This window comes from Rothia sp. HMSC062H08 (genome assembly GCF_001810775.1).
GTDB lineage: Bacteria > Actinomycetota > Actinomycetes > Actinomycetales > Micrococcaceae > Rothia.
Genome location: NZ_KV802668.1, coordinates 43,484 through 66,998, shown reverse-complemented (window position 1 = coordinate 66,998; position 23,515 = coordinate 43,484). Strand labels below are relative to the sequence as shown.

At 59.9% G+C, this 23,515-nt stretch carries 18 protein-coding genes; 4 read left to right on the top strand and 14 right to left on the bottom strand.

Annotated features, from left to right (window positions below):
• Positions 1 to 143: 143 nt before the first annotated feature.
• The 6 genes from HMPREF2765_RS05430 to dinB form a co-directional block, all read right to left on the bottom strand.
• Positions 144 to 2,009 (bottom strand): peptidoglycan D,D-transpeptidase FtsI family protein, encoded by a 1,866-nt coding sequence (locus HMPREF2765_RS05430; RefSeq protein WP_049345236.1) that lies wholly within the window; start codon positions 2,007 to 2,009, stop codon positions 144 to 146.
• A gap of 62 nt (positions 2,010 to 2,071) precedes the next feature.
• Positions 2,072 to 3,070, bottom strand: a complete 999-nt coding sequence (locus HMPREF2765_RS05425) for a cell division protein FtsL (protein ID WP_049345237.1) — start codon at positions 3,068 to 3,070, stop codon at positions 2,072 to 2,074.
• A gap of 20 nt (positions 3,071 to 3,090) precedes the next feature.
• The gene (gene rsmH, locus HMPREF2765_RS05420) at positions 3,091 to 4,155 is read right to left on the bottom strand and encodes a 16S rRNA (cytosine(1402)-N(4))-methyltransferase RsmH (RefSeq protein ID WP_070592910.1); all 1,065 of its coding nucleotides are present in this window, start codon (positions 4,153 to 4,155) and stop codon (positions 3,091 to 3,093) included.
• Positions 4,156 to 4,259: 104 nt separating this feature from the next.
• Entirely contained in the window at positions 4,260 to 4,691 is a 432-nt protein-coding gene (gene mraZ, locus HMPREF2765_RS05415; protein ID WP_005506565.1) for a division/cell wall cluster transcriptional repressor MraZ, read from the bottom strand.
• 529 nt (positions 4,692 to 5,220) lie between these two features.
• A complete protein-coding gene (locus tag HMPREF2765_RS05410; RefSeq protein ID WP_049350360.1) occupies positions 5,221 to 5,622 on the bottom strand; it encodes a DUF3040 domain-containing protein in 402 nt (133 codons plus the stop codon).
• Between the two features lie 239 nt (positions 5,623 to 5,861).
• Positions 5,862 to 7,271 (bottom strand): DNA polymerase IV, encoded by a 1,410-nt coding sequence (dinB, locus tag HMPREF2765_RS05405; RefSeq protein WP_049350361.1) that lies wholly within the window; start codon positions 7,269 to 7,271, stop codon positions 5,862 to 5,864.
• Between the two features lie 185 nt (positions 7,272 to 7,456).
• Between dinB and HMPREF2765_RS05400 the strand changes: the two genes are divergently transcribed.
• On the top strand, positions 7,457 to 8,689 hold the full coding sequence (locus tag HMPREF2765_RS05400) for a polyprenyl synthetase family protein (protein WP_070604584.1): 1,233 nt from the start codon (positions 7,457 to 7,459) through the stop codon (positions 8,687 to 8,689).
• A 126-nt stretch (positions 8,690 to 8,815) separates the two neighbouring features.
• Here HMPREF2765_RS05400 and HMPREF2765_RS05395 read toward each other — a convergent pair whose 3' ends face one another.
• The gene (locus HMPREF2765_RS05395) at positions 8,816 to 9,184 is read right to left on the bottom strand and encodes an Rv2175c family DNA-binding protein (protein WP_070506761.1); all 369 of its coding nucleotides are present in this window, start codon (positions 9,182 to 9,184) and stop codon (positions 8,816 to 8,818) included.
• Positions 9,185 to 9,433: 249 nt separating this feature from the next.
• On the opposite strand from HMPREF2765_RS05395, the gene HMPREF2765_RS05390 reads away from it, so the two are divergent.
• A complete protein-coding gene (locus HMPREF2765_RS05390) occupies positions 9,434 to 11,134 on the top strand; it encodes a serine/threonine protein kinase (RefSeq protein ID WP_246824925.1) in 1,701 nt (566 codons plus the stop codon).
• Positions 11,135 to 11,300: 166 nt separating this feature from the next.
• Here the strand turns inward: HMPREF2765_RS05390 and HMPREF2765_RS05385 are convergent, their stop codons facing one another.
• Both HMPREF2765_RS05385 and HMPREF2765_RS05380 read right to left on the bottom strand, forming a co-directional pair.
• Entirely contained in the window at positions 11,301 to 12,665 is a 1,365-nt protein-coding gene (locus HMPREF2765_RS05385; protein WP_070604580.1) for a class II 3-deoxy-7-phosphoheptulonate synthase, read from the bottom strand.
• Between the two features lie 370 nt (positions 12,666 to 13,035).
• On the bottom strand, positions 13,036 to 13,785 hold the full coding sequence (locus HMPREF2765_RS05380; RefSeq protein ID WP_070604578.1) for a lysophospholipid acyltransferase family protein: 750 nt from the start codon (positions 13,783 to 13,785) through the stop codon (positions 13,036 to 13,038).
• A 227-nt stretch (positions 13,786 to 14,012) separates the two neighbouring features.
• On the opposite strand from HMPREF2765_RS05380, the gene HMPREF2765_RS05375 reads away from it, so the two are divergent.
• Together HMPREF2765_RS05375 and HMPREF2765_RS05370 are read left to right on the top strand one after the other, a co-directional pair.
• Entirely contained in the window at positions 14,013 to 14,879 is an 867-nt protein-coding gene (locus tag HMPREF2765_RS05375; protein WP_070604577.1) for an alpha/beta hydrolase, read from the top strand.
• Between the two features lie 152 nt (positions 14,880 to 15,031).
• Complete coding sequence (locus HMPREF2765_RS05370; RefSeq protein WP_070604575.1) at positions 15,032 to 17,200, top strand: AMP-dependent synthetase/ligase; 2,169 nt, start codon at positions 15,032 to 15,034, stop codon at positions 17,198 to 17,200.
• Positions 17,201 to 17,327: 127 nt separating this feature from the next.
• On the opposite strand, the gene HMPREF2765_RS05365 is transcribed toward HMPREF2765_RS05370, so the two are convergent.
• The 5 genes from HMPREF2765_RS05365 to gcvH all read right to left on the bottom strand — a co-directional run bounded on the left by HMPREF2765_RS05365 (position 17,328) and on the right by gcvH (position 23,190).
• Entirely contained in the window at positions 17,328 to 18,785 is a 1,458-nt protein-coding gene (locus tag HMPREF2765_RS05365; RefSeq protein WP_049340759.1) for a mycothione reductase, read from the bottom strand.
• Between the two features lie 275 nt (positions 18,786 to 19,060).
• Positions 19,061 to 19,873 (bottom strand): ParA family protein, encoded by an 813-nt coding sequence (locus HMPREF2765_RS05360; protein ID WP_049340760.1) that lies wholly within the window; start codon positions 19,871 to 19,873, stop codon positions 19,061 to 19,063.
• A gap of 191 nt (positions 19,874 to 20,064) precedes the next feature.
• The gene (locus tag HMPREF2765_RS05355; RefSeq protein WP_070604573.1) at positions 20,065 to 20,712 is read right to left on the bottom strand and encodes a MerR family transcriptional regulator; all 648 of its coding nucleotides are present in this window, start codon (positions 20,710 to 20,712) and stop codon (positions 20,065 to 20,067) included.
• 716 nt (positions 20,713 to 21,428) lie between these two features.
• Positions 21,429 to 22,202: a transcriptional regulator FtsR gene (locus HMPREF2765_RS05350; protein ID WP_049337539.1), complete on the bottom strand. Its 774-nt coding sequence runs from the start codon at positions 22,200 to 22,202 to the stop codon at positions 21,429 to 21,431.
• Between the two features lie 595 nt (positions 22,203 to 22,797).
• Positions 22,798 to 23,190, bottom strand: coding sequence for a glycine cleavage system protein GcvH (gcvH, locus tag HMPREF2765_RS05345; protein WP_049337538.1), 393 nt, complete (start codon positions 23,188 to 23,190; stop codon positions 22,798 to 22,800).
• Positions 23,191 to 23,515: the final 325 nt, after the last annotated feature.

Below are 23,515 nucleotides of genomic sequence, written 5' to 3'. Positions count from 1 at the left end.
GAAGCGGTGAGCTCTGTATGGTCAATGCGCTCAAGGCACACAGGGTCATTCAATATTCTACGGGCTTTAGGCTTCGACAGGTGTTCAGTCCCGGGGCTTCTTCATCACGAATCAGCTACCGGGAACCTCTCCCCCGCTCGCCTTTAGCTCGTCTTATTGGGGCTATCCTCAGCAAAAAGCGGAATCAACTCCGGTTCACCGGTAGAACGCGGCACATTATAGGTGTGCAGGGTCTTCTCCATAATCTTGGAGAACTCAGCCGTCGTACCGTTCGCACCCACGCTACCCTCAGGACGCTGCATGGTCACCGCCACCAAGAACTGCGGGTTCTCAATCGGCGCCACACCAATAAAGGACGTCGTGTTGCCGTCGTAGCCGCCCTTCTCACTCGGAGTTTCCGCAGTACCGGTCTTACCGCCCACGCGGTAGCCGGTCACCTTCGCCGGACGGGCGTGGCCTTGCTCCACCACATTCTCCATGAGAGTCAGGCAGGAAGCGGCAGTCTCCTCGCTGACCATGCGTTCGCCAGGCTCTACGGCACGCTTATGTTCGGTACCGTCGGCGTCAATGATCGCGTCCACAATGCGCGGCTTCAGACGAACGCCCTTATTGCCCAGCGCCTGGAAAATCATGGCGGTCTGCAGCGGAGTCTGCGCAACACCCTGACCGAACAGCACAGTGTACTGCTGACGGCCATCCCAATCACGCCAATCAGCGATTATACCCTGCTCCTCACCGGTCAGCTCAATGCCGGTAAACTCGCCGACGCCGTACTTCTTCAACCAGTTGTAGCGCTCTTCCTTGCTGAGCTTCTGACCGACCAGCACCGTACCGGTGTTCATCGAGTCATGAATAATGCCCGAGAAAGTACGCCGCTGCGCCCCGTGCTCAAACGCATCCTTGAAAGTCTGGCCGTCAATCGTGAGGGTCGCGGGCACATCATACACACTAGTCGGAGTCGTCAGGCCCTGCTCAATCAGCGCCGAAGCAGTTAGCATCTTCTCGGTCGAACCGGGCTCCACGCTCTGCGAAATAGCGCGCGGGGTCATGTCCGCCGCGTCCTCAATGGTTGCCGCGCCCGGGTCCATCGTGGAGGAATCAGCAAGAGCCAAAATGGAGCCGTCACGCACATCCATAACAATGGCGGTACACCATTCAGCTTTCAGCTCCTCGGCGCGGGCACGCACCACCTGCTGCGCAAAATACTGCACATCACGGTTAATGGTTAGGCGAATATTCTTACCGTCCACCGCCAGGCGCTGCTCTTCCTTCGCTACGGGGATACGCACGCCATCAGCGCTAATCTCGTAGGTGCGCTCACCGGGGGTACCGGCAAGCTCCTTCTCAAAGACACGCTCAATGCCCACGGAGTAGTTACGGGACACCGTACCGCCCGTACCGTTGCCGTCTGCCTCTTCAACAATGTTGTACTTACCGACCACGGAACCGCCCACACTACCGTTGGGGTACAGGCGCTGAGAGAACGCCTCACCGTAGATGAAGGGCGCACCCAGGGCATCAATCTTATTGAAAATTTCCGGGGTGATATTTGCTTTGATCACCGAGTACTTTGAGGTGCCGTCCAGCTTGGACTTGATGAACTCGTCGGTAATGCCCGGGTCAACGGTCTTGAGAATATCGACCATCTCGTACACCAGCTGGTTGGGGGTGACCTCAACCTTCTGGGTGCGATCCTCGTTGTAGCGTTTGAAGGTCGCCACGGCGCTCTGGTCAGCAGTCAGGTTATAACGCTGCACAGTACGCGCCATGACGTTGCCGTTGATATCGAGAATCTGACCGCGCACAGCAGGCAGCACCTGGGAGCGCAAACGCTTCTGACGGGACGCATTCGCCACTGCACCGGGGTCAAAGCCCTGGCGGATAAACAGGTTCGCACCGATAACGCCCAGAGCGCAGGTGGCTGCGGCGCCTGCGACGAAGCCACGGCGGGTCAGATCCGGCTGACCGGATGCCGATTCGTTCGCGTTCTTACGCGCGTCGGAGCTCATGCGGTGGTCCTTTCGCTGGTCTAGTCTATCGGTGATGCTACGCATCCTGTGGTCAATATTGTTTATCGTGCAACCTGGCTTGCCGCGGGGCTAGCTGCGGGCTGCTGAGCGGCGCTCGGTGCGGCGGAAGCAGCCGGGCTAGCAGGGGCGCTATTCGCCGGTGCGGGGTTGGCCTGCTGAGCTGAGTTAGTTTGCTGAGCAGGGCTCGCCGAGGCGCTTGCAGATGCCTTAGCCGCCGCGCTCGCCTGGCCGTGGCGCTGCTGAACGGACTTGTCCGCGTCCACAATGCTCTTGGCGTAGCTTTCGTTCGAGCCAGCTGCCGGAGGCGAAATCAGATTCTCCTGCTTGTTTCCCTCAGCACCGGTCGGGCTTGCCACCGGGGCGGGGGTGCCCTCAATCGTGGAGGACTGCAGGTTCAGGGTCGCCTGCGAAGAGCTCACAAACATGCCCAGGGTACTGGCGCGTATCGCCAAATCCTGCGGGGCTTCCTTGAAACCAATCTCCTGCTGCAGCGCCTGGTTCTCCTGCACGAGGCGCTGTTCCTGCGCGCGCAAATCCACCATGTCGTACTGTCGGGTCACAATCAGCACGTTAAGCAGCAGAATAAAAATCAGGGTCAGCGGAATTGCCGCAAAAACAGCGAGCATGGTGGGCGGGCTGAGCTTACGGGCTCGGCGGCGCACAGTGGACAGCGGGTTACGCTGCTTGGGCTTCGTTTCGCGTGCTTCTTCGGTGCGTGCTGCCGCACGGACGCTCGAGGGAACACGGCTCGCGTTCGTTGAGGTGCGCTTACCACCGTGAGATGCGGCGGTGCTGACGGGGCGGACCACCGGCTGGGAGGCGGTGACCGGCTCCAGACGCGCGGTACGGGTGCGGCCGGAGTGGGCTCGGGTGGAGGTGCGGCTCGCCCCGGTAGAGCCGCCGGTAGAGCCAGTAGAGGATGCGCGGGTAGAGCCAACGGCGCCGGGGGTGCCGGCGGCAGGGCGCGAGGAACCGGCGCGTCGACTCCGCGGGGCGCCCTGGGTGCGGGTGGGGCGCTGGGATGCGTGCTGGGTGCTCACTCTTCTTCGCTTTCTGTCTTCTACTTGGCGGGGATGCGGATCTTCTCGGCGGCGCGCAGCTTGGCGCTGGCGGCGCGGGAGTTCTGTTCGATTTCCTCGTCGGTAGGCGGTTCGGCGCCGCGGGTAATGAATTTGACGGTGGGCTTGTGTTCTTCAAGCTCTACCGGGAAGCCCTTGGGTGCCTTGGAGGTTGCCTCCGCGGTCAGTGCTCTCTTGACGATTTTGTCTTCGAGGCTGTGGTAGCTCATGGCGACGAATCGACCACCGAGGTTGAGCGCCTCCAGGGCTGCCGGTACGGCGCGTTCGAGGGCTTCAAGCTCGTGGTTCACTTCGATGCGCAACGCCTGGAAGGTGCGCTTGGCGGGGTGGCCGCCGGTGCGCTGCGCGGCGACGGGCACAGCCTTCTGAATAATGCGTACGAGCTCACCGGTGGTTTCCAGGGGCGCGTTGGCGCGGGCGGTGCAGATGGCGCGGGCGATACGCGATGCGAACTTCTCTTCGCCCCAGTTGCGGATAATGCGGCGCAGCTGGTCTTCGCTGTATTCGTTGACAACAATACGGGCGGTGAGCTCATCTTCGGAGTTCATGCGCATGTCCAGGGGCGCGTCGTAGGAGTAGGCGAAGCCTCGGGTGCGTTCGTCCAGCTGCATGGAGGAGACGCCCAGGTCCATCAGGATGCCGTCGATGCCCTGCACGCCGGCGGTTTCCATGGCGCGGTCAATTTCGTCGTAGACGGCGTGGACGGGTACGAAGCGGTCACCGAAGCGTGCCAGGCGTTCGCCGGCAATGGCGTGCGCCTGCAGGTCGCGGTCAATACCGATGAGTACAAGGTTTTCGAAGCGTTCGAGCAGCGCCTCGGAGTGGCCACCCATACCGAGGGTGCCATCAATAACGTAGGCGGTGCCGCGCTCCTCAACGGCGCGTTCAATGCCGGGTGCCAGCAGGTTAATGCAGCGGTCCAGCATGACGGGCACGTGGCGTTCGCTGGCTTCACGCTGGGAGAGGTTCTCAATGGATGCGCCGGTGACCTTGGCGGCAGCGCCGGATGCGGTCGTACCGGTTTCGGGGGCGTGGTCTACGCTCATGGGTGCTCCTGTGAGAGTTTGTCCTGCGGGAAAGCTTACGGAAGAGTGGTGCGGTAGTGGTAGAGAGATGCCGGGCGGTAGCCATCGCACCGGCGGGGTGCCGACTAGAGTAGCGGGCTGAACGGGTCCTCGTCGAGGGCAGCGAATTCAGCTTCGGTGCGGGCGAGGTATTCCTCCCAGGCGGCTGCATCCCAGATTTCTGCGCGGGTACCGGATCCGATGACGACGAGGTTGTCGGTCAGTCCTGCGTATTGGCGCAGTATCGGCGGGATGGTGATGCGTCCCTGCTTGTCGGGCAGTTCGTCTGAGGCTCCTGAGAGGAAGACTCGCAGGAAGTCTCGGGCGGCTCGTCCGGGCAGGGGCGCGGTGCGCATCCGTTCGTGGATGCGTTCAAATTCTGCGGCGGGGAAAACGTACAGGCATCGTTCTTGACCGCGGGTCAGAACGAGGCCTGCTGAGAGTTCCTCACGGAATTTGGCGGGAAGGATGATGCGTCCTTTGGCGTCCATTCGTGGTGAGTAGGTACCTAAGAACATTCACTTCACCTCCCCGATGTGTGCCCCTGATGTGTGCCGTTGTGCTGAAGCCTGCGGGAGCGTGGTTGCTCCACACATCCTGTAGGTGCCGGTGGCGGGGTGTGCCGGGCCGACGCCTCCGCCGTCTGTTTGAGGGCACGGCGATAGGACTGACTTTCAGCTTTCCCCTCCACTTTACCCCACTTTCCACCACCTACCCCACCCGGCAGAGTATCTTTTAGTGTTTTTATGCTCTCTTCTGCATTTTTAACGCTGCCGCACAGCTTCTACACAGCTTCGGGCGTATTCCCGCTCAGTGTGCAACCCTCAGATTGCCTGCTTCGAGGGGGCTCAGGTCTGTTCACCGTTCGGGTCTGTTCACGGTTCGGGGCACAACACCCGGCACCGGGAACTGAGTGCAGAAAATGGGCACAAGAAAGCGGAGGTAAGAGAATTCTTACCTCCGCTTAATCAGTCTTGAGTTTTGAGATGTTCGCATCGGGGGTCAGCTCTATGAGCTAAGCCGCGAAGCTTCTGCACCCTAAATGCTTTAGAGCTGGCCGTTATTACGCTCGTCCCAGCGGTTCTCCAGGCGGTTCATGAAGGAAGACTGATCCTTCTGCTCGCGCTGACGCACACGGGCTGCGCCTTCTGCCTTACCGCCGAGGAAGGAATCCACCGGGGTCTTCTTGCTGGTGGTTGCGAAGTACACGCCACCGGCCGCGAAGAGGAAGCCGAATACGCCCAGCCAAATCATGTTAGATGCGACCGCGCCAATAATGATGCCCAGGCCGATGAGAACGAAGAGAATACCGAGAGCCAAATGGCGAGCACTAAAAACCGGCGCAGTATTGCCGGTTGAAGACATGGAGGAGGCAAAGTGCGGATCCTCATTGCTCATGAGTTCTTCAAGCTGGTCCAGAACCTTCTGTTCGCGCTCGGACAGTGCCATCGTTTTCTCCTTTGAGGTGTCTCTGCTCAAGATGACGTCGGTATCAGCCGGGTTAGCTAGTGCATCAGCTGGCGCGGTGAGCGCTTCTTCCCGTCGTATGCTTCCCATGGTACCGCGCCGGGTGGGGTTGGCGCATTCTTTTCAGGCAGAAGCGCCTTAAGGTCTTCTGCGGAGGGTGCCATCCTTTCGGCGGAGCTTTCCTCAGCATAGTTCCCTTCCTCAGCCTTTTGCCCAGTCTTTTACTTGGCTTTTTGTCCAGCCTTTTCCTCGGCTTTCTGTTCCGGCCCAGCCACCCCGGAGGCGGGTTTGAGGCTTTCGCGGCTGTACTTGCGGTGAATGGCGTCCATGACATGCTCCACCTCGGACCATCTGCCGCTTTTCACGAGGCGCGCGCCAGATCCCAAGTGAATACCAGACCCCGAGTAAATACCAGCCCCTGTGCGAGTACCGTTCTGCGGACTATTACCAGCTCCCCCGCCGCGTCGTTGTGCGGAGCCAGTTTGTATGGAGCGCGAGTTTGCCCCACTCTCGATGGAGTCGAAGAGAGTTTGTTGCACCCCGTCTTCTGCGCGGGCAAGCTTTTCGGCACGCACGCCGATAAGTCGCAGGGCGCGGGGCGCCGCTTGCCCTACCAAGATTTCATCTGCGCGCAAGGCTTCCAATGCCAAGGAAGCAATCTGCATGCCGGAGTCTACGGGCACGTTCAGGGCAATAGCGCGGGTGTGCGTTTCGAAGGTGCTGTAGCGGATTTTGAGGCTGAGCCCTCCGGCGAGTTTCCCGGCGGTGCGCAGGCGCTTTCCCAGTTTGAGACTCAGCTCCCGAATAGCAGCGCTCACCTCCTGGGCATCGGTCGTATCCGTCTCGAAGGTGTGCTCGCCACCCATGCTTTTCTCTTCACGTTCGGTGATTACGGGGCGTTCGTCAATGCCGCGCGCCATGGCCCAGAGGTGCTCGCCCTGGGCGGTACCGAAGCGTTCTTTGAGCCAGTCCAGGCTCATGGACCTCATCTGGGCGATGGTGTGAATACCGTATCGGGAGAGCTGCTCGGTACTCTTCGCACCCACTCCCCACAGGTCGGAGACTTTTCTCGGGTCAAGAAATTCTTGAACGCGCTCGGGTGGAATGACCCACAGCCCGTTCGGTTTACTACCGGTGGACGCCATTTTGGCAAGCAGTTTATTGGGCGCAACCCCCGCGGAGGAGGGCAGGGAGAGTTCCTGCGCGATGCGGTCGCGAGCGCGCTGCGCCAGGGCGACGGGATCGTGGCCGTGCAGATAGGCGCCGGTTAGGTCCACGAAGGCTTCATCCACACTAACCTGCTCAACGTAGGGACTCAGATTGTTCAGGATTGCCATGACGGCACGGGAGTAGTGCCGGTAGTCGCCACGCAGCGGCAGGACGGTGGCGTTGGGGCTGAGGTTCCGGGCGCGGCTAAGCGGCATGCCGGAGCGCACCCCGTGGGCGCGCGCCTCGTAGGAAGCGGAGCATACAACCGAACGGGGTCCCAGCGGCGCCACGATAATGGGTTCGCCACGCAGAGCGGGGTTTTCGAGGAGCTCGACGTTGACAAAGAAAGCGTCCATGTCCAGGTGCATAATGACGCGGCCGTTCCTTGCGCCGCTGTTCTTGCCGGTTCGCGCCTGCCCCATGTCGCCTCCTCTCATAGCTTCTACGCCCACCTACCGAAAATATAGCACATTTCTACGAAAAATGGGAGTAATCTATCGTAAACATGTTCGTAAATGCGTTCTCTTGGACTTTTCTCCACTAAGCTAGAAGAAGTGCACACCGCACCGCATCAGGACCGTACACAGCGACCATCAGCAAGGATAGTATGACTCCCCATTCTCCTTCCGGAGCACCCACTCCCCAGGCGACCGAGAGCCTCACCGTAGCGGCGCCGAATATCCAGGCGGATTCTGCGCACCTCGCTGAGCGCATTGCTGAAGAGCAGCGAGCCTACCTGCACGCTTTTGACACTCTCATGGCGGAGTTTTTTGCCCGCCAGCGCGAGTTACTCGAGGGTATCTCCCCCGAAACCCTGCCCCTGCTGGAGGCCATCGAGTCCCTCTCCACCGGCGGCAAGCGCCTGCGTGCCCTGCTGAGCTACTGGGGTTGGCGAGGTGCGGGCGGCGCACCCGTAACCGAGAACCGCGCATCCTGGTCTATTGTGAAGGCCGGCATGGCGGTGGAGCTGTTCCAGACCTCCGCACTGATTCACGACGACATTATCGACCGCTCCGATACCCGCCGCGGCGCTCCCTCCGTGCACAAGCGTTTCGAGGCGGCGCACGAGCAGAATGGTTGGCGCGGTGATGCTTTCAACTACGGTCTGACCGGCGGTATTCTTGCCGGCGATCTGACCCTGGCGTGGTCTGCCGAGGTTTTCGCGTCCCTGGGTGAGGGAGCGATTTATGGCGCCCCTGCACGCACTATTTTTGACCGGATGCGCACCGAAGTTCTGGCGGGTCAGTACCTGGACGTCTACTCCGAGGTTCTCGAAACCGAGGACGCTCAGGCGGCTCTGCAGCGTGCCCTGAACGTGATTCGTTTCAAGTCCGCCAAGTACTCGTGCGAGCACCCCTTCACGATTGGTGGTGCTCTGGCTCTGCAGGCTGCCGCGCTGGAGAGCGGTGCATGTGCCGTGAGCGAGCAGCACCCGGTACTTGCCGGTTACCGTGCGTTCGGCCTGCCGCTGGGTGAGGGCTTCCAGCTGCGTGATGACGAGCTGGGCGTCTTCGGCCAGCCCGAGGTGACCGGCAAGCCTGCTGGCGATGACCTGCGTGAGGGTAAGCGTACCGTGCTGGTGGCGCTCACCTCCGCCGCTATTTCTGAGAGCGATGCGGCACTCCTACACGATAGCCTGGGCAACCCCGAGCTGAGCGATGAGCAGGTGGAGCGCATCCGCGATCTGATGGTTTCTTCGGGCGCTTTCGCCAAGCATGAGCAGCTGATTGAGCAGAAGTCTCAGGCTGTGTTTGAGGCGCTGGAGGCGATGAACCTGGACGAGCTGACGCATGCGGCACTGACCGATATTGTGGGCCGTGCGTTGCGTCGCAAGGCATAGATGCGCTACGTCGCAAGGCGTAGAGGTTCAACACAGTTAGAACGTTAAACAAGTTGAGGCGGCATACCGAAGTATGCCGCCTCAACCTATTTAGCTATAGTACTGAGCCGCTATTACCAAGCCAGATTACCAAGCCAGTGCCTGCGCACGGCGACGGATCTCGGTCTTACGACCGTCAATCAGCGCGTCGATGGGGCGGCCGGGCAGAGAGTCGTCGTTGGTGTACAGCCACACGATAGCTTCTTCATCGCTGAAGCCGGAGTCCTTCAGGACAGCGAGGGTGCCCTTGAGGGATTCGAGTACTCGCGAACCGTTCATGAACAGTGCGGGTACCTTGCGCACGTTGGTTTCCGGGTCGCGCAGAGCGATGAGCGTACCGTCAGAAATCAGGTTGTGAACGCGGGTCACCTTCAGGTCGAGTGCCTGCGCAATTTCGGGGATGGTTACCCAATCGCCGACGAGGGCGAAGGTCTGAGCAATATTTTCGTTAGTCACCTTTTAAGAGTGCCAGAGCTGGCACGTATTTACCACTTTTGACCCGCCGCAGGCTTTGGAGCCTTGCCATATATCTTTCGTTCTTGTGCCCTGTCCGTTGTTCTTGCGGTGGAGTCGGGTCCACCGGCACTTTGTAAGAATTCGCTGAGTGTTCACCTGCCCGGCGCCCTTTGGCATCGCTTCTGCCCAGGTGGGCGGGCTAAAATGTTGAGACGTATGAATACTCCCAGCCCACGCCGGATTTCTCCTGTGAACCCTCGTTCTTCTGCAAATACTCCTGTTCCTCCCGCCACTCGTCCCGCTGCCCCGGATACCGCTATTGGTTCTTCGCAGTGGCTCAGTGGCGCCATTATTGAGGGTCACTACCAGGTGGGTTCGCTTATTGGCCGCGGCGGCATGAGCGAGGTGTATTATGCGCTGGACCTGTGGTCGAATAACCCGGTTGCTCTCAAGGTTCTCTCCCCCGCTTTGGCTGAGGATGCAGCGAACCGTCAGAAGTTCCACCGTGAGGAGCGCTCGATGCGCCAGGTGGGTGGCGGCGGGCATACAGTGGGTGTGATTTCGTCGGGTACCGAATATTTTTCGGGTCAGATGGTCATGTATATCGTGCTCGAGTACGTGCACGGTTGTACGCTGAGCCAGCTGCTACGTGTGCGTAATGCGCTGTCCCTGGGTGAGGCTCTGGATATCCTCATTCCGGTCGTGGAGGCGCTCTCGGAGGTGCACGCTAACCGCTACCTGCACGGCGATATTAAGCCGGGCAATATTCTTCTCGACGCTAACGGCCAGGTGAAGCTGACGGACTTTGGTCTCTCCCGCCGTGACGATCAGGTGGATGCGGGCGCCCCCATGGGCACCCCCGCCTACGTAGCGCCGGAGGTTCTTGATCCGAAGGTGAAGGTCGGCGCGCAAGCCGATATTTTTGCACTCGGTGTGATGATGTACCGCATGCTTTCAGGTCGTCTGCCCTTTGTGGGTTTGGAGAACGACCAGCAGGTGCTCTACCACAACGCCAATATTGAGATGCCCGCGCTGACCGATGTGGCGCCGGGTGCAGACCGCGACATTGCGGGGCTGATTTCGTGGTGTACCCGCAAGCAGCCTCACGCCCGCCCGGAGGATGCGACCGAGCTGTTCACGGCTCTGCTGGAGATTTCTGAGTCGTTGGGTGAGTCTGAGCGTGCTTGGCGTGCCCCCTCGTGCCCGGAGCCGGAGCTTCCTCTATGGGAGGCTGTTGCCGATATTGCGGAGCGTAGCGGTGCCGCGCAGATGGTGCGTAACACCCCGATTAGCGCGTTTAGCGATGCCCGCGATCTGCTCGCCTACGATGTGTACTCCCCCGACAGCCTCGTGTACGATGCTTCGACGGCGGGTCAGGGCGTGCACCTTGCCGACGTGGATGCTGAGGACTCCGTGCTCAACCGCCAGGGCATTCCGCCTCTGGTGAGTTCCGCCTCCGATAATGACGATTCTGACACTGATCAGGAGCAGGAAGGCTCAAAGGGCAAATCCGGCAAGCGTGGTCTGGGCTCATTCATGAGCCGCCGTACCGCCGCGGCGAAGGGCCCGCTGACTCAGTCCGTTGGCATTGGCCCGCAGACGGAGCAGGAGTTCATCTCGGCTCATGGCGAGTACGCCCCAATCCATGCGGAGCGTTCGTTGAGTCCCTCCGGCACGCGTCGCTCGAAGTCTAAGGGGGCGGCGAGCGCGTCGGAGGCTTCACCGGCAGAGGAGGCCGCTTCTTCTCAGGAATCCGAGCAGTCTTCGCAGAAGGATCCTCGCCTGCCCGCCAAGCAGTTTAGGACCCCGCCCTCGGGTATGGCGGTGGGCGGTTGGGCTCTGGCGCTGATTCTGCTGGGCATGGGTTCGAGCTTTACCGGTTGGTGGCTTGCGACCTCACTGGTGCAGTCGCAGTGGTGGCGCAATATTGAGGCGTTCCTGACCTTCTAGTAGTGCTCCCCCTCGAGCGCTCTGTCCTCGTCTGTGCACTCCGTCCTCGTCTGTGTGGTGCACAGGTTAAACGCAATGCCCGGGTCTTCATTCACAATGAGTGAAGACCCGGGCATTGTTTTTCTGCTATTTCTCACCGACTAGTACGGCGAGGCGTATGAACGTTTTATGCGCGGTTCTTGAGGTACTCGGAGACCAGGAACGCGATTTCCAGGGACTGCGAGTGGTTCAGACGCGGGTCGCACAGGGACTCGTAGCGGTCAGCCAGTGCTGCCTCGTCGATAGCGTCGGAGCCGCCCAGGCATTCGGTCACGTCGTCGCCGGTCATCTCCACGTGGATACCGCCGGGGAACGAGCCCAGAGCCTCGTGCACCTCGAAGAAGCCGCGAACCTCGTCGAGCACGTCGTCGAAGCGACGGGTCTTGTAGCCGGAGGGCACGGAGATAGTGTTGCCGTGCATCGGGTCGGTAACCCAGACGACCTTCGCGCCTTCAGCCTGCACGCCTTCAACGATTGCGGGCAGCTTCTCGCGGATGTTCTTCGCACCCATGCGGGTGATGAAGGTCAGGCGGCCGGGCTCGCGGTTCGGGTCGAGCTTGTCGATCAGTGCGAGTGCATCCTCAGCGGTGGTGGTCGGGCCCAGCTTCACGCCGATGGGGTTGCGGACCTTGGAGAGGAAGTCTACGTGTGCATCGTCGATGCCGCGGGTGCGCTCGCCAATCCACAGGAAGTGTGCGGAGGTGTCGTAGGGCAGGTGGGTGCGCGAGTCGATGCGGGTGAGGGCACGCTCGTAGTCCAGCACGAGTGCCTCGTGGCCGACGTACATGTCGGTGGTCTTGAGGGCTTCGAAGTTCACGCCGCATGCTTCCATGAACTTGAGGGCGCGGCCGATTTCGTTGGCGGTCTTCTCGTAGCGCTCGTGGGCGGGGTTGGAGGTGAAGCCGCGGTTCCACTGGTGTACGGCGCGCAGGTCTGCGAAGCCGCCCTTGGTGAAGGCACGCACCAGGTTCAGGGTGGATGCGCTGGTGTGGTAGCCGCGCAGCATGCGCTTGGGGTCGTGTACGCGAGCTTCGGGAGTGAAGTCGAAACCGTTGACGGTCTCGCCGCGGAAGGAGGGCAGGGTGACGTCGCCGCGGGTTTCCATGTCTGCGGAGCGCGGCTTGGAGAACTGGCCCGCCATACGGCCCATCTTCACCACGGGCATGGAGGCGCCGTAGGTGAGCACTGCAGACATCTGCAGGATGGTCTTGATGCGGCCGGAAATCTTGTCGGCGGTTGCACCCGCGAAGGTTTCTGCGCAGTCGCCGCCCTGCAACAGGAATGCGCGGCCTTCAGCAACCTCACCGAGTGCCTGGCGCATGGCGTCGACTTCACCGGCGAAGACGAGCGGCGGTACCGAGTTCAGCTCGGCGATGGTGCTCTCAAAATCTTCGTGCTCGCTCCAGGTGGGCTGCTGGTCAATGTGCAGCTGACGCCAGGTGTCTAGGCCGTGGTCGGTGGCCTGCGAGGTGTTGAGGTTTTGATTGCTCATCTTCACTCCATCGGGATGGTCTTGTGCGTTTTCTGATTCAGCCGCGTTTCGGGTGCTCGGCGCGCCGCGTACGGCGTGCTGTCTTGCGATTCTTCAGACTGAATAGACCCAATTGTACTCTTGCTTGCTTCAACACCTAACCCCGAGGTCAGGTACATCTCACATGTTTAGATAGCGTCCCGGTGTCGGTGGTCAGCGGGTTAGTGTTCAGGGGGTTGAGATGAGCAGCAACAGGCTGAAAAGCACCGTCGTACAACGGCAGACGAAAGGGCGGGAGGCGGCACGTACCGCATCCCGCCCTCTGGCGTATGTGGGCGCCCGGGGAGCTGTCCCAGGGAGCTGGAGCTGTCTCAGGGTGCTGTCTCAATGTTTAGTGCTGCAGGTGTGCGATTGCCGCCTCAGCGCTCATGTTCTTATCAGCCATGAGCTTCTTGACGCGGTCGGCGTACACGTCCACGTATTCCTGGCCGCTGAGGGCACGGATCTCGGAGCCAATACGGTCGGCGATTTCACGCTGAACGCGGTGGCTCAGGTCTGAGCCGTCGGTGTATTCCTCGAAGGTGAGGGGCTTGCCGATAATGGTGCGCACCTGGATGGGCTTGCCGTCGTGGCGCAGACGGATACGGTTCGAGCCGGAGGGCTGAATCAGGTCGGTACCGATCTGTCCGATGGGCACTACGGGCACGCCTGCTTCAACTGCGAGGCGGGCGACACCGACCTTGGGGCGGTAGCCGCGTCCGTCGGGACTACGGGTGCCTTCGGGGTAGATGCCAATCACGCCGCCGTCCTTGAGGACCTGCGCACCGGCGTTGAGGGATTCCTGGCTCTTCTGGCCGCCGGAACGGTCCATGGGAAGCTGACCGACACCACGGAAGAACGCCGCCATAGCACGACCCTTCACACCGGGGGTGGTGAAGTAGTCGCTCTTGGCGAGGAAGTTCACGGTGCGCGGCATGGCGAGAGGAATGAAGATAGAGTCGCAGAACGCCAGGTGGTTGCTGGCGACGATGTAGGGGCCCTCGGGCAGATTCTCTAGGCCCACCACGTCATGGTGGTACAGTCTCTGCAACAGGGGGGAGCCAAGAATCTTGAGCGTTGAATAGAGGGCGGTGTTAGGCATGGGGTCTCCTCTCTGAATGTTCCCGGCTCAATTCTAGCGTGTCTGGAGAGGCACGAGGGAACGCGCGATAATTAAAAAGAAAGGGAACGATTTTTCTGCGCACCGGTGTATTCGGGTGCGCTGGAGGCGATATACCGGCATCGGCGCTGTATCTGTGGCGCCCCACCGGGGTACGCTATAGAGCCTGCACCTGCGTTCATATTCTCGCAGGTTGGCGAAGGAGGACCATGAGCATTTTTGATAACTCGTTGGAGCCGCTCAAGCGGATGCGCCGCAAGGCTCGCGAGCGCAGGCTTCTAGCAACCCAAAATGTTAAGGACTCCCTGGCGCGTCGCCTCGAGGGCGACCAGGAAGCGTTCGATCACTCCCCCGTTTCTTTTAGTCCTGACCCGGCGCAGCATTCTGTGGGTATTTTGCTGGTGCACGGTTTTACGGGTTCACCGCATAGCATGCGCCCGTTGGCTCAGCATTTTATGGAGCTCGGGTATGCGGTGGAGATGCCGTTGCTGACCGGTCACGGTACTCATTGGAAAGACTTGCGCGATAGCACCTATGAGCAGTGGCTGGCTTCTGCTGAGCAGGGGTACCGTCGCCTGACCGCCCAAGGTCTGCAGGTGGTGGTCATTGGTATGTCGATGGGTGGCACGGTGGCGACTCATCTGTCGGCGCGTCTGCCGGTGGCGGGCACGGTGCTGATTAACCCCTACATGGTGGATGTGAACCCGATGATGCGCCACGCGGGTAAGGTCTCGAAAGTTCTGCCGGTCCTTAAGGCAATCGGTTCCGATATTGCGGTTCCGGGTGTGAGCGAGGGTGCTTATTCGCTGGTTCCGACGGCGGCGGTGCATCAGCTGCATCTTTTGGGCGCTGAGACTCGTGCTCTGATTCCGCAGTTGAAGTCGCCGGTCCTGTATTTGCGTTCACTGGGCGATCATACTGTGTCGGATAGCTCCCACAAATATTTTCTCGAACATTGTTCAGTTCCTGTAGAATTTAGATGGCTGACCCGCAGCTACCATGTGGCAACGCTCGACTACGACGCCGAGTATCTTCTCTCTACTGTTCAAGCTTTTGTCGCATCCCTAAACCACTAAATTCTGAAGGTTCCACCCGCTGCAAACAGGCGAATGCATCACCCGCCGCGGTGGGCAGAACCATCAGAAAGCCATCACGGCACCTCGAGAGATCGAGGACAGCCCGCGGCCCGGACCGCCCCGAGCTGACGCCCTGATTTGAAAGGCGCATTATGAAAGTCTTCTCCACTCCCGCTGAGGTTCTTGTCGACCCCTCGCTGAACCTGACAAGCATTGTTGAGCGACACCGTGCCGATAGCTCCAACCCGGTGCTGTACCGTCGCCAGATGTCTCCCGGTAACTGGCAGCCGGTTCGCGCCCAGCAGTTCCACCAGATGGTGACCAACCTGGCTAAGGGCATGATTGCCTCCGGTATCCGCCCGGGTGACCGTGTGGGTATTATGAGCCGCACCCGTTTTGAGTGGACTGTCATTGACTTCGCGATTTGGTATGCCGGTGCTGTCTCCGTGCCGGTATATGAGACGAACGCTGCCGCTCAGGCTGCGTGGGCACTGTCCCATTCTGAGGCTGTCGCCATCTTCGTCGAGGATGAGAAGCTTCTGGCGCGCATCGCGGAGGCTGAGGAATTCGCCTCCACGACCCAGGAGCCCATGCAGTTGAAGCACCGCTGGGTCATTGAGAACGGTGACCTCGATACCCTGAGCACTCGCGCCTCCGAGGTAAGCGATGAGCGGCTGGAGCAGGTACGTTCCGCAGCCGGTTGTGACGACCTCGCGACCATTGTGTACACCTCCGGCACGACCGGCCGCCCCAAGGGTTGCCCGCTCACCCACGGCAATTTCCTGAACCTGAGCGCCAACACGCGCTTCGTGGAAAGCGAAATTGCGAACCCCCGCAACTCGTCGATTCTCTTCCTGCCGCTGGCCCACGTGCTGGCTCGCCTGATTCAGGTGCTGGCCCTGGACGCCGGTGTGGTTATCGGCCACTCCCCGAACATTAAGAACCTCGCGGCCGACCTTGATAGCTTCAAGCCGACCATGCTGCTGGTGGTCCCCCGAGTCTTCGAGAAGGTGTATGAGGGGGCCAAGGCCAAGGCAGAGAAGGGCGGTTCTCTCAACAAAGCTCTTTTCGACCGCTCGGTGGACATCGCGATTGCCTGGTCGAAGGCGAAGGTCACCGGACATGTATCTTTCAAGCTCGCGGCGCAGTACGCCCTGTACGACCGTCTCGTGTACTCCAAGCTGCGTGCGGCTCTGGGCGGGCAGCTACACTACGCGGTCTCCGGAGGCGGCCCGCTGGGCGAGCGCCTCGCGCACTTCTTCCACGCGGTGGGCGTGCAGGTCATCGAGGGCTACGGCCTGACTGAGACCTGCGCTCCCATCGCGGCCGGGCGTATCACCCCGTATCAGATCGGTAGGATTGGCCCGCTTCTTCCAGGTGCCGAGGGCACCATCGCCGAGGACGGCGAGCTACTGGTGCGCGGTGTGGGCGTCATGAAGGGGTACTACAAGAACCCCGAGGAGGACGCCCAGGCGTTCACCGAGGACGGCTGGCTCCGTACCGGCGACCTGGCCGAGTTCGACGAGGCCGGGTTGCTGAAGATTGTGGGACGCAAGAAGGAAATCATCGTCACCGCCGGCGGCAAGAACGTCATTCCGGGCATTGCGGAGAACCATCTGCGTACCTCTCCCCTGGTCTCCCAGGCCATGCTGGTGGGGGATGAGAAGCCCTTCATCGCGGCCCTCGTGACCCTGGATCCGGATACCCTGCCCGAGCAGCTCGAGCACCTGGGGCTGCCGCGCTCACTGTCCATCCCGGAGGCGGCCGTGCATCCGGCGGTACGCGCCGCCGTGCAGCGAATTGTGGACGAGGCGAATCAGCTGGTCTCGCGCGCCGAGGGTATCCGCGAGTTCCGCATCATGAACCGCGATCTGACCGAGGAGGACGGCTATCTGACCCCCTCGCACAAGATTCGCCGCGCGAAGGTGCTGCAGGATTTCTCCTCCTACGTGGACGAAATGTACGGCAAGGTTTCTGATAGCACGTCGGATTCTTTGGCTCGTCTGCAGGAGTACGCGGCGGAGCAGTCTGAGAAGTTCGCTGAACTGCGTGAGCAGGCTGCCGAGCGTCTGCACGAGTATGCGGACCACCAGGCGGAGCGTCTTGCCGAGCTGCGCGAGCAGGCGGCTGAGAAGTTTGAGGAGCTGCGTGAGCAGACCGCCGAAATGATGCAGAAGCCTCAGGAAGAGAAGGTTGAGGCTAAGGACGACGCTAAGAAGTCCGATAAGTCTGAGAAGGCTGAGGATTCTTCCGCTGAAGCTCCGGCTGAAAAGACAGAAGCTAAGAAGGCTGAGAAGAAGTCTGAAAGCGACAACGCCTAACCGGCTCTAGCTACCGAAACGAGAGGAGGGGGTCGTACCGCTGTGGTACGACCCCCTCCTCTCGTATATTGGCTCGTGTATGTTGACCGCCCATAGCATTCGGCTTCCGGGCGTTATCTAGCCGGCGTTAGTTGGCGGGCTCGTTGAATTCCAGACCGAGCAGCGCGTTCTCAACGATTTCGGTCAGTGCCGGGTGAATCCAGTACTGGCCGCGTGCGAGGGTGCGCGCATCCATGCCGAAGCTCATTGCCTGCAGGAGCGGCTGGATGAGCACGGAGGACTCTTCACCGACCAGGTGTGCACCGAGCAGCTCACCGTTGTCCTTACGGGCAATGAGCTTGCACAGGCCAATCTTGTCTTCCATTGCCCAGCCGTAGGCGGTGTCGCCAAAGTTCTGTGCCTTGACGGTAATCTCAAAGCCTTCACGTTCAGCCGCCTGGCGCGCCTGCTCTTCGGTCATGCCGACCACAGCAATCTGCGGGTTGCTGAAGACGGCAGCCGGTACGTAGCGGTGGTCGCTGGCACGCAGGTCCTCGGGGTGGCTGAGGTTGTGCTGCACAACGCGTGCCTCGTGGTTTGCCACGTGCTTGAGCTGGTAGCGGCTGGACACGTCGCCGAGGGCGTAGACGCCGGGTACGGGCGCGCCGTTGTAGAGCACGCGCTGGTACTTATCGACGCTGAGCTGGCCGCCGTCCTGCACGTCGAAGTAGTTCTTCGCGTTGAGGGTGTCGGTGTTGGGGCGACGACCGGTTGCCACGAGCACAGCGTCTGCCGGGATTTCGAGCAGTTCTTCACCGTTCTCGGTAGTGTGCTTAGCTACGACGGTCACACTGCCGTCGGCGTTCTCACGGATTTCGGAGAGGGACGCATCCTTGACGATGTTCCACTGCTTGCTTGCGGCTTCTTCGAAGCGTGCCACGACCTCTTCGTCCACGCCACGTAGCAGGCGGGAGGAGCGGTTCAGCTGGGTTACTTCGGTACCGAATGCGGAGAAAACGTGGGAGAATTCTGCCGCAATCACGCCGCCGCCGATGACGACCATACGGGCGGGCAGCTCGTCCATGCGCATGACGTTGTCATTGGTGTAGACCTTGGAGGAGTCGATACCGGGTACGGGAGGCAGCACGGCGCGTGAACCTGCCGCAACAACAATCTGGCGGCCCTGCAGGCGGGTGCCGTCGGTCAGCTCGACGGTGTGGGAGCCGACGAAGCGCGCGTACTGGTCGTAGAAGTCGACGTTGGGCAGACCGGCACGCCAGTTGCGGCCGCCTTCAACAATCTGGTCAATGCGGGAGGCAAAGATACGGTCACGAATCTGCGCCCAGTGCACGGCGTCTACGTGTGCGTCGACGCCCAGGTGCTTGACCTCGCGGGTCTTCTGCGCGATGGTCGCCGGGTAGACGTACATTTTGGTGGGGATGCAGCCAACGTTCAGGCAGGTGCCGCCGAAGATACCGCCGTCGATGAGGGCGACCTTCTTGTCGTCCCATTCGGGGCCGATGAGGGTGTTGCCGGATCCGGAGCCGATGACGATGAGGTCGTACTGTGCTACGCCGTCAATGCGTTCTACGTTCTCGATGCTCATGTGGTCCTCTCGTTGTTGGTGTTGAGGCTGGGCTCGTTCCCAGCGTGCCCCTCGATAGCGGGGTTATTTCTGTTACTGCCACTATAACGCGTGGAGGCTACCGGCTATTCCCACTATCTGGTGTCAATGTTGACGGATATGCGAAAGGTGCGCCGTCCCAAAGAACCACAGCGCTGAGAACACAGCGGTTCTTTGAGAAGACGCACTCAAGCGTTGAGAACTATTCGAGCCCGCGGATTAGTGACGCGTATATGTCTGCGCTAAGAGGTCAGCGATTAGATGTCTGCCATAAGCCCAGCCAGCAGACGGGTGAAGTCAATGGCGGGATCAACCGATTCTTCGTCGGGCCAAAAATGAATCGGGTACGCCGCACCCTGGGCGCGTTGCAGCACGGGGCTTTCAGCGAGCACCGGCTCTGCGACAAGATCGCCGAAAAGGGAGCGCATTTCGTCGCGTCGGTAGCGGTGTTCGCTATCGTTGGGGCGCATCTTATTGATAACTACTCCCGCACCGTCAATGCTGATGCCGCTTTCCTGCTGAAAACGCACGATGGCGCGCAGGGTTCGTTCGGTGCCCGCTACAGAGAAAAGGGAAGGCTCAGCGACCGAGAGGATGCGCTCACTAACCGCCCAGCCCATCGAAGACAGGGTTCCGAGGAACGGCGGGCAGTCGATCAGGATGACGTCGTAGGCGTCCGCAGCCGCCTCCACCATGCGCTTGAATCGGCGGATGAACGGCGCGGCTTCCTGCCGGTCCACGAGGGTGGAACGAGCCGAACCGCGCGCCACCTTCACGCTACCGGTGGTCACGGGGTTATTGGTCAGCAGGGTGGGTTTGCCGACGAGCGAGTTCCAAGAGGAGCTACCGGCTTCCTCCGCGAAGGCACGTTCATTGGAGCTAGCGATTAGAGAGGCGACGTCGGGGATGGTTTCATCCACTGCCAGGCCGGTGCTGGCGTCGCCGTGGGGGTCGAGGTCAATAACGAGTGTGGAGAGTCCGCTGTGTAATGCCGCGGAGGCGAGCCCCAAAGTGATGGACGTTTTGCCAACGCCACCCTTGAGGCTGCTGATACTGACGATGCGGGGCATGCAGGTCCCTTTTATGAGTGAGGTGTAATGCCCCTTTATTTTAGCGAATCTTCGCTTTTCTTCTGGCTCTGACAGGGGTGTATCTTGAGTTTTTTCTCAAGTGAGCATTGAATATTCCCTCGCATTTAAAGCTTCAGCCCGCGCTCGCTACCCGATAGGTAGTGAGCGCGGGCTGATTCACGTTTTGTGTTTTATGCCTGTGCGCGGCGGGCACGGCGGGCGGCAAGTTCGTCGCCTTCGAAGTTTTCGTGCATCTCTTCGCCGGGCTGGCCGTTGAGGTTCATTTCGATTTCGCGCCAGACGCGGCCAATCGCGATACCGAAGACGCCCTGACCAGCCTGAACCAGGTCGATAACCTCGCTCGGGGAGGTGCATTCGTAGACGGTGGTACCGTCACTCATCAGGGTGATGTTCGCGAGGTCGTCAATGCCGCGGGTACGCAGATGCTCGATGGAGGTGCGAATCTGCTGCAGGGACACGCCGGTGTCGAGCAGTCGCTTCACAATCTTAAGCACGAGCACATCGCGGAAGCTGTAGAGGCGCTGGGTACCGGAGCCGGAGGCGCTACGCACGGTGGGTACAACCAGGTCGGTGCGTGCCCAGTAGTCGAGCTGACGGTAGGTGATGCCTGCTGCCTTGCAGGCGACGGCGCCACGGTAGCCGAGGTTTTCCTCGACGACAGAGACCGGGTCGGTGAAGAGTACGCCTTGTTCACCGCGCGGAGGCGGCGCTACGGGGAAGAGGGTGTCGAAGCCATCCAGGGGCTGGTCGAAGCCCTGGGGTGCCTCATGGGTGCCTGCGGCCTCGCCTGCATTTTCGGCTACCTGCTGCTCTAGCACGGTCCCTCCTTTTCGTTAACCCGTTTAATGCGATTCACCGCGCCCTATCAAATGTGGTCGACTTCGTTCCGGTGTAGCCCCGATTTTCGGGGTGAGATTCTAGGGCTAGGCCTTAGAATCTGCATCTATGATTCGCGTGGCTTCCCTCTGCGAGGTTAGCTACGCGGTTTTCAATACTACACATTGGCTCGACTATTCGGTTCGTAGAACACGATTCGATAGTGCGACCGATGCGCGATAGGCGCGGTTGTTCAATCTATTTTAACTGATAGAGGGCTCTACTTAAAATTGAACCCACCGAAGCGAATGATCTTTTCAGATTCATTCGTACCTCTTTAACGCCCTGTGGGGGTGCTCCTCCCCCGCTATTCTCCTCGCTTTTTCTGGGTATCCATCCCACAGGGGAGTTTAAAAAGTAAATGCGTACGGAGCAGTCCGTACGCATTTACAGCTGAGTTGAGTGAACAGCCTTGGCAGGCCGGGAGCCCCCTGGTGAGAAAGCTCTTCGTGTTGGACGAAGGGGTAGAAATTCCGAGCGTGCCAGCGTCGGCTTCGTCCAAGTCTAGAGGCCGCTACCCGTTGGTAAGGGGTAGGGACTATAGAGGGAATCACCATGGTCAGTGGTGTTTCCCGAGGGAAATCCCCGTTTGGGGTGTGGTAGAACCGCTGAGGGTTTACGAGCAGCAGACTGTCCGGTAGTCTGCGTCTTCGTGCGCCTACTCGTAGGTAGGCATCGCCGATTCGACCAGAGTTGCGTGCAGCTGCAAGCACAACTTGCGGATCTTGTCGGCTCGTTCCTGCGCCTGAGCCTGAGAGGCTGCGTCGCGGCGTGATGCCAGCGGAGCCACCGCAATTTCCACGAGGGAAATTTCGCGGTCTGCCGCTGACTTGAATGCGCGCAGGTGACGAGGCTGAATGCCGTGCTGGGTCAGTTCTGCACTAACGCGGGCAATCAGCACATCGTAATCGGTGTACTCCACATCCGAACCGTCTTCGAGCAGTCCAAAGTCAATCAGCTCGCGAATCAGTTCGGGGGTGGTGTTAGCGTATTCTGCCAGCTCGCGGAGAGTGTAGGTGCGACCTTCCTGCTCGTTCGGGCCAAGGACGGTGTCTAGCACGTCTTCGCTTACGGTGGCAGGCATGGAGTTCAGTACGCGACCGGCTTCCATGTCCTCCAGGTGCTGACGGATTACCTTGAGCGGCATGTAGTGGTCGCGCTGCATGGTGAGGATGTAGCGCAGGCGCTCAATATCCGTCTGGGAGTACTTGCGGTAACCGGTTTCGGTACGGCTGGGGTGCACGAGACCGCGCTCCTCCAGGAAGCGGATCTTGGATGCACTAATTCCGGGGAACTCCAGGTCAAGCTGGCTAAGAACCTGACCAATGGTCCGGCTCTTAACGTCACGCGGGTTACGGTCAGAGCCGCCGTTCTCCACGTCCTCTAGTTGAACCTCAGCGTTAGTGAGGTTCTCATCGATGCGTGAGGTCATCTATGTCTTTCGGGTACTTGTTCAGACGATGTCGATACGAGCCGAAATTTGAGTGAGTGGCTCGTTCCCCCGGTCGGGGGTCTCGCTCCGTGCCGAACATCTTTGCTTAGTGTTGAGAGTGTGATAGATAAGTTTAGTTGTTTATCACGAAATGATAAACCGCAAACCTTCGAGACAATCTTATAGCCTCACAAGGCATTTTGCTATTTAGTTCGCCCTTTTCAGGGGCTTTTTGAACCCAAAAATAGCCACACAATCAAACATTAATCAGTAGAGACAGTACCAATTTTAGCAAAATTCCAATACTTCGAACACATATATCTCATATTGGACTGCTTTACGAGGAAAATTTTATCTTCTCGCGATAGTTGAAGTTTTCATCACATTTAACTTGAAAGAGGCTCCCACTAGGGGTTTAGTCATCCTTCAAGCCACTTTAGTGAATTCCTACACCTTCAAGACGAACCTTAAATGCGCCCAACTATTTGCGTTTGTGTGCATTTTAAAAGAAAAACGGCGAGACCAATCGGTCTCGCCGTCTCACCACTACATACCTCTTATCCGAGGCCTATAGAAGGTCTTAGAGTCTATCGACTTAGAGCTTGTCCAGCTCAGCCTTGTACGCCTCTGCATCCAGCAGGTTCGCCAGGTCATCAGCGTTCTCGGGGCGAATCTCAATGATCCAGCCCTCGCCGTAGGGATCGGAGTTAACCAGTGCGGGGTCATCCTCCAGGCCCTCGTTCACTGCGACAATCTCGCCCGCAATGGGAGCGAAAAGATCAGAGACAGACTTGGTGGACTCAATCTCACCGAAGCTATCCTCAGCAGCTACAGAGTCGCCGACAGAGGGAAGGTCGACGTAGACGACGTCACCCAGTGCATCCTGAGCGTGGTCGGTAATACCAACACGTACGGTGCCCTCGGCGGTGAGAGCGGAAACCCACTCGTGCTCAGAAGTGTACGAGAGTTCTGCGGGAACGTTGCTCATAGCAGCGGTGTCCTTTCAGTGTGTTCTTGCGTAGCGCGGACCGTCCCGCGCACGGTGTCGTTCCGTATGTGGGATGACGGAACGTCCTACACCAATTATCACATAAGAAGTAACGCGGGGCACGTCCAAACACCCCCGTACCACTTCTATGACACTATATTTTCCTTATCCTATCTAACCGCTCAACAAGCGCCCCTTCCCAAGGCCCTAGAAGCACCCCTATTACTCACCTCCAGCAGGGAGCCATCAGACACACCAAAAGGCTCAGGGCCCCACACCATGATGGTGCAGGGCCCTGAGCCTTAGGCTAGAGAGCTAAACTCTC